The sequence below is a fragment of the Limibacillus sp. MBR-115 genome (genome assembly GCF_040549425.1).
Classification (GTDB): Bacteria; Pseudomonadota; Alphaproteobacteria; order Kiloniellales; family CECT-8803; genus Limibacillus; species Limibacillus halophilus.
In genome coordinates, this window is the sequence record NZ_JBEPTJ010000002.1 from 278,349 (window position 1) to 291,030 (window position 12,682).

Sequence of the window (12,682 nt, forward strand, 5' to 3'; positions counted from 1 at the left end):
AAACACATGGTAAAAGCGATCATCATCAAAGAAACCGGCGGCCCCGAGGTCATGTCCTATGAAACGGTGGACCTCGGCGACCCGGGCCCGGGCGAGGTGCGGGTTAAGCATGCCGCTGTCGGCCTCAACTATATCGACGTCTACCACCGCAGCGGGCTTTATCCGGTCCAGCCGCCCCTGGTCCTGGGCCTGGAGGGCGCAGGCACTGTCGAAGCTCTCGGCGAGGGCGTCACGCAGTTCAAGGAGGGCGACCGGGTGGCCTATGCAAATCCGCCCCTGGGCGCCTACTCCCAAGCCCGCAACATGCCTTGGCATAGGTTGGTCAAGTTACCCGACAGCATCGATTTCCAGACCGGGGCCGCCATGATGCTGCAGGGCATGACGGTGGAGTATCTCATCCGCCGTACCTTTCGGGTCGAGGCTGGCCAGACCGTTCTGTTCCATGCCGCCGCCGGCGGCGTCGGGCTGATCGCCTGCCAATGGCTTAAGAAACTGGGCGCGACCGTGATCGGCACCGCCGGGTCGCCCGAAAAGATGGCGCTGGCCAAGGCCCACGGCGCTGATCACATGATCAACTATCGTGAGGAGAATTTTGTCGAGCGCGTCAAGGAACTGACCGGCGGCAAGGGTGTCCCCGTGGTTTACGATGGTGTGGGCAAGGATACCTGGGAAGGGTCGCTCGACTGCCTTTCGCCGCGCGGTCTATTGGTGAATTTCGGCAACGCTTCCGGCGGTATTTCCCAATTCAACCCGGGTACGCTGGCAGCAAAGGGCTCCTTGTATCTGACCCGACCAACTCTGATGACCTACACCGCCTCGCGAGAGGATCTGGTGGAGAGCGCGACGGCACTCTTCGACGTGGTCACCAGCGGCGCGGTCAAGATAGAGGTCAACCAGACCTACCCGCTTGCCGAGGCCGTTCAGGCGCACCGCGATCTGGAAGGGCGCAAAACCACCGGCTCTACGGTTTTCCTGCCCTGATCTCAGTGAATCGCAGGGCCCCGCCTGAAATCGCCTGGCGGGGCCCTACATCCCAACCAACCTCAATCGATCGTGTAGCCGTAAGCGTCTATGGAGGGCTGAAGTATCGGGAGCAGCGGCGAAAGCTGTTCTTCGTAGCGGTGCCAGCGCCCGCTTGCGTGCTTGTAAATAGGCTGTGTGACCTGTTCGTAGCTGGGCGTGGCAATATGGCGCGCCTTTGCCGTCGCGACGTGATCGAGGACGGAGGCCTGCCAGGGCAGCTCCAGGAATGTCAGCAGCTTGCGCGCCTGGCCCTCGGTGTCGGTCACCAGGTCCTCGTAGCGCAACCGGTGCAGCGGTAAACTCAACAGCGTCTCGTAACGACGGCCCAAAGCCATAACCCGCGCATAGAGCTCTGCGGCATCCTCCAGATTCAAGAAATGCGCCATTGCATTGTTGAGCTGAAACTGTTGCATGAAGCAGCTCAAGACCACATCACAAGGGTGCCGCAAGGCCATGATAACCTTTGACTGCGGGAACAGACGCATGATCAAGGGCAGGTCAAGCAGGTTGAAGGGAAACTTGTCGACCCGGATAGCCGTTGTTCCCGTACAGCCTGATTGGGCAAGGGCCTCCTTCAAAGCATCGGAATAGAGCGTTCTCAAACGCCCCGCGTCCTTTACCGACAGCGTCGAAAGCCGCTCCGGATAACCCGGGTCGCCGCTATCCATTTTCTTGCGCAGGGATTCCAACAGCGGCTGCTCTTCAATCACCTCGATGTCGGAGTGACCGCTTAGAATCTGATCCAGCAATGTCGTGCCCGAGCGGGGGAATCCGACCAGAAACACCGGGTCCCGCAACCAATCGTCGGGCTGCGCCAAGGGTTGCCAACCGGCCACCCATTCGGCGGTGACGGTTTCTTCGAGCTTTGCAATACGCTCCAGAAAACGCTCCTTGCGCGTTGCCCGGCCAATCACCGTCTCGGACTGCAGGCGGTTTCCTTCAGAAAAGGCTGCGAAGGCGTCTGCCGGACGGTCCATTTCGTCGTATAGCCGGCCCAACTGGAAGGGCCGCTCATAAGCGAAATCGCCGGTCGCCTTCATGCCTTCCAGCATTGCGACCGCCTCGTCCTTGCGGCCAAGCCTCCGGTACAGACGGGCTGTCGTCAAAAGGACGCCGGGATGATCGGGTACTTTCTTCAGGGCGATGGCCGCGACGGACTGTGCCGACTCCAGACGGCTGGCTCGCTCCAGAACCAAAAGCTTCTGATAGAAAGCCGATCCGAAACCGGGATGGGCAGCCAGGGCCTTGTCCAACGCTGCCAGCGCTTCGTCGGTGCGCCCCAGGTCCCGCAGGCAGATACCGCGACTGACCTGAACTTGCGGGTTGTTTGGTTGACCGGCGGCGGCCTTATCGAAGCTTGCCAAGGCGTCGCCCGGCTTGCCCCGCTCCAATAGGATCGACCCCAACGTTGCGTGCAGCATCGCCGTCGCCGCGGGGTCGCGCCCGGCCCCGGCAAGCGCCTTTCGGATAACCTGCTCAGCCGTAACGGCCTCTCCGCAAAGGCGTAACGCGGTGGCAAGATTGTTCTGTAAGGCGAGGGCCTGCGGTGCTTTCTTGGCGGCCTTTTTCAGAGGCTCGAGCGCCTCGGCAGCGCGACCCTGGCGCAGTCTTAGCTCACCAAGGGCGGCAAGCAATTCGACATGGCCGGGGACGGATTCCAGCGCGGCGGCGACAACCGCTTCGGCCTCTCCGGTTCGGCCCTCGCGCAGCAAATCACCGGCACGGGAAAGGGCCGAGCTGGGCTCCAACCCCCCGAAAGGTAGCCCGCCGTCTCCTTCTTTGCCGCGTTCAACCATCCTCGGTTCACCTGCTCCCCTCGCCTGCCTGCACGGTCAATCTGCAACCGAGAAAGGCACACCCGGGAAGCTATTGATTCATGCTGTCGAAGAAGTCTGCATTGTTCTTCGATTGCTTGAGCTTGTCCACGAGGAACTCCATCGCGTCCGTCACGCCCATCGGCATCAGGATACGCCGCAGCACCCACATTTTGGAGAGCGTGCCCTTGTCGACGAGCAACTCTTCCTTACGAGTGCCGGACTTGCCGATGTCGATCGCCGGGAAGGTCCGCTTGTCGGCAAGCTTGCGATCGAGGACCAGTTCGGAGTTGCCCGTACCCTTGAACTCTTCAAAGATAACCTCGTCCATGCGGCTACCGGTGTCGATCAGCGCGGTGCCGATGATCGTCAGGCTACCGCCTTCCTCGATGTTTCGCGCCGCGCCAAAGAACCGCTTGGGACGCTGTAGTGCGTTGGCGTCCACGCCACCGGTCAAAACCTTGCCCGAGGACGGCACGACGGTGTTGTAAGCGCGTGCCAGACGGGTGATCGAATCCAGCAGGATCACCACATCCTTCTTATGCTCGACCAGGCGCTTGGCTTTCTCGATCACCATCTCGGCAACCTGCACGTGACGCTGCGCCGGTTCGTCGAAGGTCGAGGACACCACTTCACCCTGGACCGAACGATCCATGTCGGTCACTTCTTCCGGGCGCTCGTCGATGAGCAGCACCAAGAGATAGACCTCGGGATGATTGGCCGCGATGGCTTTGGCCAGATTCTGCAGGATCATCGTCTTACCAGTACGCGGCGGTGCCACGATCAAGGCGCGCTGGCCCTTGCCGAGCGGCGCCACCAGATCGATCACCCTTGGCGTCATGTCCTTGATGGTCGGGTCTTCGATCTCAAGGGTGAGCTTCTGATCGGGATAGAGCGGCGTCAGGTTGTCGAAGTTAATGCGGTGACGGGTTGCATCGGGCGGGTCGAAGTTGATGGTGTTGACCTTCAAGAGCGCAAAGTAGCGCTCTCCATCCTTTGGCGAACGGATTTGCCCCTCGACCGTATCGCCGGTGCGTAAACCAAAACGGCGGACCTGGCTTGGGCTCACATAGATGTCGTCCGGACCTGGCAGGTAGTTGGCCTCCGGCGAGCGCAGGAACCCGAAGCCGTCCTGCAGCACCTCCAAGACGCCCGATCCATAAATCGCCACGTCGTTTTCGGCCATCTGTTTAAGGATCGCGAACATCATGTCCTGACGGCGCAGGTTGCTCGCGTTCTCGATCTCCAACTCTTCGGCAAAAGCCAGAAGTTCGATCGGAGTTTTCTCTTTAAGTTCTTGGAGGTTCATGGTTTTGAGCGATCTTGCTATGTGGGGGCTGGAAGCTGGAAACCTCTTTGAGGGGCTTCAGGTCATTGAAGGGGGGTGTCTTGTGCGGGCGCTTGGGCCAGGGAAGTGGAACGGAAGCCCGCTCTTAGAATATCGTCGATGATCTCGCGTGGTTTTACTCTGTCACGTGGGAAAGCCGCCAGCGATCGGCGGAAGAAGACTTGCAGGCGGTCATAACGCAAAACAGGGGTTCAGGTCAACTATTTGAAAAGGGAGGAAGCAGCTTCAACAGTCAAAGGCGTGATCAAAAGGGCTTCACGATCACCAGGATGACAATGATCGCCATCACCACGGCGGGTACCTCGTTCATGATCCGGTAGAACCGGGGCGAGCGTTCGTTGGCATCCCGCTCGAAATCCTTGCGCCAGCGACCATAGAGGTGGTGGAGGTGGGTCAAGACCAGGATTAGAAGTGCCTTGGCGTGAAACCAAGGCTCCCGCCAGGCTTCCAGATCGACCATCAAGAGCAAGCCGAAGATCCAGGTGGCGATCATCGCCGGGTTCATGATCCCGCGCAGCAAGCGGCGTTCCATGACCTTGAAGGTTTCGGATTGGGTCGAGCCCTTCTCGGCGTCGCAATGATAGACGAACAGGCGCGGAAGATAGAGCAGACCAGCCATCCAGGCGATGACCGAGATGACATGGATCGCCTTGAACCAAAGGAAGCCAGCTCCAAGAATTTCCGACATCGTCCAACCACCTCACAATTCTTTGTCCCCGACTTCCCGCCGGAGATTTAAAGCCAGCCGCTCAACTCACGTTCGATCAAACCCTCAAGGAAATCCATGTGGTCGTCTCGCGTATTGAGACAGGGCACATAGCAAAATTCCTCACCCCCTGCAGCCAGGAAGGTCTCCCTGAGACCAATCGCCACCTCCTCCAGTGTTTCGAGGCAATCAGCGGCAAAGCCGGGACTCAGGATAGCCAGACGCTTTATGCCCTCCCCGGCAAGCTGCTTCACCGTTTCGTCGCTATAGGGCTGAAGCCAGGCCTTCGGACCAAACCGCGACTGAAAGGTAACCCTCAGCTTTTCCTCTCTCCAACCCAGCGCCTCGCGAAGCAGTCGCCCGGTCTTTTGGCAGTGGCAATGATAGGGATCGCCCTTCTCAAGACATTCGCGCGGCAAACCGTGAAAAGAAGCCAGGACGACTTCCGGTTCCCAGGAGAGCGATTCCAACATGCCTTGTAACGACGCAACCAGGGCTGAAATGTAGGCCGGATCGTCATGGTATGGCGGCGTGACCCGTAGCGACGCTTGCCAGCGTTGTTTCATGAGGACACGAAAGGCTTCATCGCAGGCCGTGGCTGTCGTTGCAGCGCTGTATTGAGGATAAAGCGGCAACAGGAGAATTCGTCTGCAACCGCTCTCTATCAGGCTTCCAATTTCGGATTTCAGTGACGGCACGCCATACCGCATGGCCCAGCGCACCTGAACGCTTGGATACTTTTCGCCTAGCCTGCCGGCCAGGGCATCGTTCTGCTCACGGGTGATACGCCGCAGCGGGCTCTCATTCGTCTCACGGTCCCAGATAGCGTCATAGGCGCGGCCGCTTTTCCCGGGACGCACTGTGAGAATGATACCCTGGAGGATCGGCTGCCAAAGCCAGGGCGAAAGCTCTATGACACGGCGATCGCTAAGGAATTCGGACAGGTAGCGCCGAACAGACCAATAGTCGGTCGCCGCAGGCGTTCCGAGATTGACCAGCAAAACGCCAATTCCTGACTCAGGCAGGTCTGGATGACCTTGCGGCCAAACCTCTCGTACGTAACCCTTCATATCACCATCAGTCCTTCCCGCCCGACCAGCCTTTCACCAACTCCACTAACCGGGCGACATGATCGGGCGGTGTCTCGGGAACGACGCCGTGACCAAGATTGAAGATGAAAGGTCTGCCGGAAAGCTCCTCTAGCACTGCAAGGGCCGCCTCTTCCATCGCAGTCCCTCCCGCAACCAAGTAGATGGGATCAAGATTACCTTGTAGCACAACGTTTCGATCAAGAGTCTCCGCGGCCCACCGACAGGATAATCCACTATCAAGTGAAAGTCCCTGTGCGCCGCTGTGTGTCGCAAAATCCCGGTAGAACTCCCCGGCACCACGGGGAAACAATATGATCGGCACATTCGGATGGCGCTCGCGCACTAGCGCAACGATCCTAGCCAGGGGATCCAGCGACCAACGTTTCAAGGCAGCAGGCGGCAAGGCACCCGCCCAGGAATCAAAAATCTGCAACGCCTCGGCGCCCGCCTCGACCTGAGCGCAAAGGTGCGCCACCACGGCATCCTCAAGCAGGCTAATGAGCTTTCCAAAACCATCCGGATCGGAGAACGCCCAGGTTTTTGCCCGCGTGAATTGTTTACTGGTTCCGCCCTCGATCATGTAGGTCGCCAATGTCCAGGGAGCGCCGGAGAAGCCGATCAAGGTTGTTTCCGGGGGCAGTGCCGCCCGCAAACCTCTCACGGCCTCGTAGACCGGGCTCAGGCGCTCGGTCATTCCCTCCGGTTTCAATCGATCAATCGCACCGAGGGTCTCCAGAGCATCAAGCCGCGGACCTGAACCCGCTTCGAACCAAACCTTCTGGCCCAATCCATCGGGTATCACGAGAATATCCGAGAACAGGATTGCCGCATCAAAACCGAAACGTCGGATCGGCTGCAACGTTACTTCCACGGCAAACTCCGGCGTATAGCAAAGATCCAGAAAGGATCCGGCGGTCTTCCGTGTCGCCAGGTACTCAGGCAGGTACCGGCCAGCCTGGCGCATCAACCATATCGGCGGTTGCTTGGCGGATTTACCGTTTAGCACGGCTAGAAGGGTCTTTTCGTTCCTATTAGCCAAAGCTTGTTCCTGTTGCTTCATAATCTTCCCTTCAACAAAGAATCCTTTTCTAAAAAAAGAAAGGTGGTTGTTGTAGTAGGGGCTGTGAATCACGGTAATTGCGAGTTGTTAGCGATTCACGCACAGCCTGATATGGACTCTCGTTTTGATGACCCTGTTTGGTGCATAAGTCTGGGGAGCGAATTTCACCGCGCTAGAAACCCTGGCGAGTCGTTGGTGTTAGTGTCGCCATGGAAAGATGGGCATGACTTGCACGAAGTAAATGCAAAGGCTGGATTTATCCAGAGCATTGTATTCTTTGCACCCAGCAGGCAGCCTTGAGGATAGCACCACTGGCGCTGAGGGATTGTTTTGGAGCGCCTGTGCACAGACAGCGATTTGTCCCGGTAATGCACGTTTGATGGGGATAAGATTTCGGCACCATGAATGAAGTCGGTTCAATGAAGAAAAATATCGTTCGACATATGCATTTGGTGTCCGATTCCACGGGGGAAACGCTGAACTCCGTAGCCCGGGCTTGCCTGGTTCAGTTCGAGAATGTGGAGCCACGGGAGCATGTCTGGAGTTTGGTTCGCACCAAAGGACAGATGGAAAAGGTCTTGCTGGGCATCCAGGACTCCCCCGGCCCGGTGCTAATGACTGTCCTGAACGACGTCTTGCGGCAACGCCTCGTCGAGGGCTGTCGGGAAATGGGCGTTCCCTGTATCCCGGTTCTGGAGCCGGTCATACACACGCTAGGAGCCTATTTCGGAGCAACTATCAGCGGCCGTCCGGGGCTTCAACACGCACTTGATGCCGAATACTTCGATCGTATCGAAGCGGTCAACTATGCTCTAGGTCATGATGATGGCCAGCAGAGTGAGAAACTGGCCGAGGCCGATGTGATCCTCGTTGGCGTTTCGCGCACCTCAAAAACCCCAACCTGCATTTACCTCGCCAACCGTGGTATTCGCGCAGCCAATGTGCCGATTGTTCCTGGCCTTCCGCTTCCCGAACCGCTTTTTTCCCTGAAAAAGCCGTTGATCGTTGGGCTGACCAAGGATCCTGACCGCCTCGTACAGGTGCGCCGCAATCGTTTGCGAATAGACGAGGATCAGGATGGCGAAAGCGATTACGTGGACCCCGAAGCCGTTAGGCAAGAAGTGGCCGACGCCCGTCGGCTCTATAATCGCCAGGGGTGGCCGATCATAGATGTGTCGCGTCGCTCCATCGAGGAGACGGCCGCTGCGATTCTCTCACTGCTCGCCAAGCATCGGGAGGTCGATGCGTCATGAGTCCCTCCGTGATACTCGCCTCCGCCAGCCGCTCCCGGCAGCGGCTGCTTGCGGACGCCGGGGTTGAGGTTGTAGCGGAACCGGCGCCGGTTGATGAAACGGAGGTTAAGGAAGCGCTGCGCGCCGAAGGCGCCAACGCCCTACAGGTCGCGGAAAGCCTGGCTGAACTTAAGGCCCGTCACGTATCCAGGCGCCATCCGGCAGCCCTCGTTATCGGTGCAGATCAGATGCTGGTGTGCGAGAAGGTCTGGTTCGATAAGCCGGGCGACATGACCCAAGCGGCAGACCATCTGCGGCAACTCGCCGGGAAACGCCATGAACTCCTGACCGCCGTTTCCGTGATGCGGGGCGGCGAGGTTTTGTGGCATCATAACGATATGGCACGCCTGACAATGCGGCCGTTCAATGATGTCTTTATCAAGGATTATCTTGCTGCAGTCGGCGACCTGGCGCTGCAGTCCGTTGGGGCCTATCAGCTTGAAGGACGCGGCGCCCAGCTCTTCCAGAAAGTCGAAGGCGATTTTTTCACCATCTTGGGGTTGCCACTATTGCCTTTGCTCGATTTTCTGAGAAACCATGAGGTCGTGCCGCGATGACAGACCAGATATTGACCGGAAAGACCAAGCTGGCCGGCGTGATGGGATGGCCGGTGACACATTCTAAATCACCGCGATTACATGGTTTTTGGTTGAGGAAACATGGGCTCGACGGCGCTTACCTTCCTTTAGCCGTTCATCCCGACAACCTTGGTGCAGCTTTGTCTGCGCTACCAAAGCTCGGCTTTCGCGGGTGCAATCTAACCATTCCCCACAAGGAGGCGGCGCTCAATCTCTGTGATCGCCTGGACCCGCTCGCCCGGCGAATCGGTGCAGTGAATACGGTTGTCGTGGATGCTGAGGGGCACCTCGTCGGCAGCAATACGGATGCCTTTGGCTTTATTTCCAACCTGAAGCAAAACGCACCGGCATGGCGGGCCGGCGCGGCGCCGACGTGCGTGCTGGGCGCGGGCGGCGCGGCGCGGGCGGTGCTGGTGGGGCTATTGGACGAGGGCGTGCCGGAGGTTCGTATCGTCAATCGCACGGCCGCGCGCGCGGCCGTGCTTGCCGATGAGTTTGGAAACCGCGTTCGGGTCGTGCCCTGGGGAGATTGGCGCACGGCCTTTGCTGATTGCGATCTGTTGGTGAACAGCACGGCGCTTGGCATGCAGGACCAACCGCCCCTGGAGATAGACTTGGCGGCTCTGCCGTCGACAGCCACGGTCAATGACATCGTCTATGCGCCGCTGGAGACCGCCATGCTTGCCGCTGCGCGGATGCGTGGCAACGGAATCGTCGATGGCTTGGGCATGCTGCTCCACCAAGCGCGCCCCGGTTTTGCCTCCTGGTTTGGCGTTGAACCGGAGGTGACGGAGGACCTCAGGGCCTTCGTTCTGGGAGGATAGGCCTTGGTTATCCTTGGCCTCACAGGTTCTATCGGTATGGGAAAGAGCACGACGGCCACAATGCTGCGCCGTATGGGAGTGCCCGTCCATGATGCCGATGCGGCCGTACACCGCTTGATGGCTTCGGGAGGCGCGGCGGTCGCGACTATCGAGAAGGCCTTTCCCGGCACCCGGGGCGCAGATGGTGGCATTGATCGCAAGGCATTAGGTGCGAAGGTTTTCCAGGACCCCGCGTCACTACGTCGGCTTGAAGCTATTTTGCATCCGATGGTGCGGGCTGAAACGGCAGCCTTCTTGCGGCGGCAGGCGCGCATGCGGCATCCGCTGGTGGTGTTGGATATTCCCCTGCTTTACGAAACGGGCGCGGAGACGCGGGTGGACGCTGTTCTGGTTGTGACAGCGCCGGATTTCGTGCAGCGCGGACGGGTGCTCAAACGAACCGAGATGACCCAGGCGCGGCTGGACGCAATTCTGGCGCAGCAGGTCAGCGACCACGAAAAACAACGTCGTGCGGATTTCGTTTTGAAAAATGGGCTTTCCAAGGGATGGGCCTTGAAGCGTCTCAAACGTATCGTCAAATTTGCCAGGGGGCTGGAGTCGCGGCATTGGCCGCCGAAATACGGCATGGGAATGGAATAGAGGTAGGTTGGATGCGCGAGATCGTGCTGGATACGGAAACCACGGGATTCGATCCCACCGAAGGACACCGGATCGTCGAGATCGCTTGCCTGGAGTTGGTGAATCACGTGCAGACCGGGCGTCATTGGCGTCGCTTCATCAATCCCGAGCGCGACATGCCCGCCGAAGCCTTCGCAGTTCACGGTCTATCCGAAGAGTTTTTGCGACAGCACCCCAAGTTCGCCGAGATCGCGCAGGAGTTTTTGGATTTCATTGAGGACGACAAGCTCGTCATCCACAATGCTGAATTCGATATGCGGTTTATCAACGCCGAGTTGGCGCTGCTTGAGAGGCCGCCCTTACCCTCAACTCAGGCCATTGATACGCTTCAGATTGCGCGCAAACGCTTCCCGGGCGCACCGGCAAACCTCGATGCGCTGTGCCGCCGCTTTGGGATAGACAATTCACACAGAACGCACCACGGCGCACTTCTGGACTGCCAGCTCTTGGCGGAGGTTTATCTCGAACTAAGGGGTGGCCAGCAACAGGGCTTGGCCCTGGCCAGCGTCTCGACCGTTTCTTCCGAGGTGCAGAACGCCGAGGCGCGGAGGTTTCGTGAGCCACGACCCCACGCAGCCACCCAGGCGGAACGCGATGCGCACGCGCAAATGCTTGAGAAACTCAAGGACCCGCTCTGGGCTAAAAAGTAGTGTTGTCAGCCTTGCGGCGCGTCGCCCTGCTCGGTCGAAGCCTTCGCCGCAGAGCCGTTCTCGCTGGCCCCGGCAGCCTGCTGCTTGGACAGCAACTGGCGGAAGTCGATCGGGCTAATCAACAACGGCGGGAAGCCTGACTCAATGGTGGCGCTGGATATGATTGAGCGCGCAAAGGGGAACAAATGGTGCGGGACTCCAACCAACAGAATCTGCTGTAGACGTTCGTCGTCCATCTCGGCAGAGACCGTCACCAGTGCGCCATACTGCAGTTCAATCATGAAAGCGGCTTGGTCACCGGACTTTGCTTCGACCTGCAGCGAAAGCACCACCTCGTAGCTCGTTTCCTGCAAGCGCCGCGCCTCGACATTGACATTAATGCCGATTTCCGGAGAGCTCTTCATGGATCCGTAAATCATGGGCGCGTTCGGATTCTCCACAGAGAGATCGCGCACGTATTGATTGTTGATTGAAAAGGGAATGGCGCTGCGGGGCGCTTCGTCAGCCATGAGGGTTCGCTTCTCCTGAACGGGTTTCCTGGCGTTCTGCTAGCACGGCTGATGCTGTGGGCGCAAGCAGCCGACGGCAATCTGCGGTCAGGGCCGGCTTGGGTCGAACGTCAGATGGTGGCAGTTTTGAAGTCCTTCGCCGGTAAGGCCCTGGATAAAGGCCCAATGACTGACAACGAGAGTCTTGTCAGTGTCGGGGGAGGTTCGGGTTTTGGCGACGAAAGAAATGCAGCGATGTTGCAGGTCGGCGGCACTTTCCGGCCCTGGGGACCACCAAATCTCTTCAAGATCGGAAAAATTCAATCTGCTGAAACGGGCGGCGAGTTTCGACCGGCTCGACCCGATATCGCAGCTAAAATAGGCCTGCTCGCGCACTAACGGCTCGATCTCTATCGGTAGTTTCAGCGCTTCCGACAGAATCGAGGCGGTCTGTAGTGTTCGCGTATAGGGGCTAGATAGGATGCGGCTGAAGCCAACGGTCGCCAAACGTTCCGCGGCGGCCCGGGCTTGCCGAAAGCCCTCCTCGGTCAGCTCGGGATCCTCGATCCCGGGGTCTTGCCGGGTTTTGCCGAAATGCAAATTGAAGTGCGACTGGGCATGACGCAAAAGAATCATGGTAGCGACCTTGGATCACTATCGTGAGGCCCTTCACCACGGGGGGCGTTTTCGTCGACCTCTTCGAATTCGCCCTCGATTACCCCGCCGCCCGGACTAGGCCTGCGTGGGGTGCCGTCGCGTCGAACCTTCACGAACCGCCCGGTACCGCTTCGCAATAGGTCGCGTATAGGCGGTAAAAGCAAAAGCACGCCGAGGGTGTCCGTAACGAAGCCCGGCAGCAGGATCAAGAATCCGGCGACAACCAGACACACGCCGTCGAACAACTCGCGGTCGGGCACGATGCCGGCGTCCATCTGCTGTTGAGCGCGCGTCAAGACGGCTAGGCCCTGTTGCTTGACCACGGCCACGCCGACCATCGTTCCCAACACCACCGCTACAAGCGTCGCCATGAGACCGATGGCCTCGCCTACCTGGATAAAGACCGCGATTTCAACCAGCGGAACAGCGATGATGGCGAGAAGTAATAGGATTGGCATGCTTGCTCTTTGTCT

Annotated in this window: 14 protein-coding genes; 6 read left to right on the forward strand and 8 right to left on the reverse strand. The window is 59.0% G+C overall.

Features of this window, described 5'->3' with window-relative positions; all coding sequences use genetic code 11:
• Nucleotides 1–6: 6 nt before the first annotated feature.
• Nucleotides 7–981, forward strand: a complete 975-nt coding sequence (locus ABIE63_RS04910) for a quinone oxidoreductase (RefSeq protein ID WP_354503311.1) — start codon at nt 7–9, stop codon at nt 979–981.
• Nucleotides 982–1,043: 62 nt separating this feature from the next.
• Here ABIE63_RS04910 and ABIE63_RS04915 read toward each other — a convergent pair whose 3' ends face one another.
• From ABIE63_RS04915 to hemE, 5 genes are all read right to left on the reverse strand, one after another.
• Nucleotides 1,044–2,819 carry a sulfotransferase gene (locus tag ABIE63_RS04915; RefSeq protein ID WP_354503313.1) on the reverse strand — a complete coding sequence of 592 codons (1,776 nt, stop codon included), beginning with the start codon at nt 2,817–2,819 and terminating at the stop codon, nt 1,044–1,046.
• A 70-nt stretch (nt 2,820–2,889) separates the two neighbouring features.
• Nucleotides 2,890–4,146, reverse strand: a complete 1,257-nt coding sequence (rho, locus tag ABIE63_RS04920; RefSeq protein ID WP_183414852.1) for a transcription termination factor Rho — start codon at nt 4,144–4,146, stop codon at nt 2,890–2,892.
• A 283-nt stretch (nt 4,147–4,429) separates the two neighbouring features.
• Nucleotides 4,430–4,873: a protoporphyrinogen oxidase HemJ gene (gene hemJ, locus ABIE63_RS04925; protein WP_183414853.1), complete on the reverse strand. Its 444-nt coding sequence runs from the start codon at nt 4,871–4,873 to the stop codon at nt 4,430–4,432.
• 47 nt (nt 4,874–4,920) lie between these two features.
• A complete protein-coding gene (gene hemH, locus ABIE63_RS04930) occupies nt 4,921–5,961 on the reverse strand; it encodes a ferrochelatase (RefSeq protein WP_354503315.1) in 1,041 nt (346 codons plus the stop codon).
• A gap of 7 nt (nt 5,962–5,968) precedes the next feature.
• Nucleotides 5,969–7,042 carry a uroporphyrinogen decarboxylase gene (gene hemE / locus ABIE63_RS04935; RefSeq protein ID WP_354503317.1) on the reverse strand — a complete coding sequence of 358 codons (1,074 nt, stop codon included), beginning with the start codon at nt 7,040–7,042 and terminating at the stop codon, nt 5,969–5,971.
• A gap of 419 nt (nt 7,043–7,461) precedes the next feature.
• Between hemE and ABIE63_RS04940 the strand changes: the two genes are divergently transcribed.
• Genes ABIE63_RS04940 through dnaQ form a run of 5 tightly spaced genes read left to right on the forward strand, consistent with a single transcriptional unit; the run spans nt 7,462 to nt 11,064 of the window.
• Complete coding sequence (locus ABIE63_RS04940; protein ID WP_183414856.1) at nt 7,462–8,295, forward strand: pyruvate, water dikinase regulatory protein; 834 nt, start codon at nt 7,462–7,464, stop codon at nt 8,293–8,295.
• Entirely contained in the window at nt 8,292–8,891 is a 600-nt protein-coding gene (locus ABIE63_RS04945; protein WP_354503319.1) for a Maf family protein, read from the forward strand. The genes ABIE63_RS04940 and ABIE63_RS04945 overlap by 4 nt, the downstream gene beginning before the upstream one ends.
• On the forward strand, nt 8,888–9,736 hold the full coding sequence (locus ABIE63_RS04950) for a shikimate dehydrogenase (RefSeq protein WP_354503320.1): 849 nt from the start codon (nt 8,888–8,890) through the stop codon (nt 9,734–9,736). The genes ABIE63_RS04945 and ABIE63_RS04950 overlap by 4 nt, the downstream gene beginning before the upstream one ends.
• A 3-nt stretch (nt 9,737–9,739) precedes the next feature.
• The gene (coaE, locus tag ABIE63_RS04955; RefSeq protein ID WP_354503322.1) at nt 9,740–10,375 is read left to right on the forward strand and encodes a dephospho-CoA kinase; all 636 of its coding nucleotides are present in this window, start codon (nt 9,740–9,742) and stop codon (nt 10,373–10,375) included.
• A gap of 11 nt (nt 10,376–10,386) precedes the next feature.
• A complete protein-coding gene (gene dnaQ, locus ABIE63_RS04960) occupies nt 10,387–11,064 on the forward strand; it encodes a DNA polymerase III subunit epsilon (RefSeq protein WP_354503325.1) in 678 nt (225 codons plus the stop codon).
• 5 nt (nt 11,065–11,069) lie between these two features.
• On the opposite strand, the gene secB is transcribed toward dnaQ, so the two are convergent.
• The 3 genes from secB to ABIE63_RS04975 all read right to left on the reverse strand — a co-directional run bounded on the left by secB (nt 11,070) and on the right by ABIE63_RS04975 (nt 12,667).
• A complete protein-coding gene (gene secB, locus ABIE63_RS04965; protein ID WP_183414861.1) occupies nt 11,070–11,573 on the reverse strand; it encodes a protein-export chaperone SecB in 504 nt (167 codons plus the stop codon).
• A gap of 87 nt (nt 11,574–11,660) precedes the next feature.
• A complete protein-coding gene (locus ABIE63_RS04970) occupies nt 11,661–12,188 on the reverse strand; it encodes a histidine phosphatase family protein (protein WP_354503328.1) in 528 nt (175 codons plus the stop codon).
• Nucleotides 12,185–12,667, reverse strand: a complete 483-nt coding sequence (locus ABIE63_RS04975; protein ID WP_354503329.1) for an FxsA family protein — start codon at nt 12,665–12,667, stop codon at nt 12,185–12,187. Before ABIE63_RS04975 ends, ABIE63_RS04970 begins: the two co-directional genes overlap by 4 nt.
• Between the last annotated feature and the right edge of the window lie 15 nt (nt 12,668–12,682).

Bases quoted from the DNA above. Each gene is read 5' to 3' on its own strand.
- ABIE63_RS04910 (WP_354503311.1), top strand. From the start codon at position 7: ATGGTAAAAGCGATCATCATCAAAGAAACCGGCGGCCCCGAGGTCATG.
- ABIE63_RS04915 (WP_354503313.1), bottom strand. From the start codon at position 2,819: ATGGTTGAACGCGGCAAAGAAGGAGACGGCGGGCTACCTTTCGGGGGG.
- rho (WP_183414852.1), bottom strand. From the start codon at position 4,146: ATGAACCTCCAAGAACTTAAAGAGAAAACTCCGATCGAACTTCTGGCT.
- hemJ (WP_183414853.1), bottom strand. From the start codon at position 4,873: ATGTCGGAAATTCTTGGAGCTGGCTTCCTTTGGTTCAAGGCGATCCAT.
- hemH (WP_354503315.1), bottom strand. From the start codon at position 5,961: ATGAAGGGTTACGTACGAGAGGTTTGGCCGCAAGGTCATCCAGACCTG.
- hemE (WP_354503317.1), bottom strand. From the start codon at position 7,042: ATGAAGCAACAGGAACAAGCTTTGGCTAATAGGAACGAAAAGACCCTT.
- ABIE63_RS04940 (WP_183414856.1), top strand. From the start codon at position 7,462: ATGAAGAAAAATATCGTTCGACATATGCATTTGGTGTCCGATTCCACG.
- ABIE63_RS04945 (WP_354503319.1), top strand. From the start codon at position 8,292: ATGAGTCCCTCCGTGATACTCGCCTCCGCCAGCCGCTCCCGGCAGCGG.
- ABIE63_RS04950 (WP_354503320.1), top strand. From the start codon at position 8,888: ATGACAGACCAGATATTGACCGGAAAGACCAAGCTGGCCGGCGTGATG.
- dnaQ (WP_354503325.1), top strand. From the start codon at position 10,387: ATGCGCGAGATCGTGCTGGATACGGAAACCACGGGATTCGATCCCACC.
- secB (WP_183414861.1), bottom strand. From the start codon at position 11,573: ATGGCTGACGAAGCGCCCCGCAGCGCCATTCCCTTTTCAATCAACAAT.
- ABIE63_RS04970 (WP_354503328.1), bottom strand. From the start codon at position 12,188: ATGATTCTTTTGCGTCATGCCCAGTCGCACTTCAATTTGCATTTCGGC.
- ABIE63_RS04975 (WP_354503329.1), bottom strand. From the start codon at position 12,667: ATGCCAATCCTATTACTTCTCGCCATCATCGCTGTTCCGCTGGTTGAA.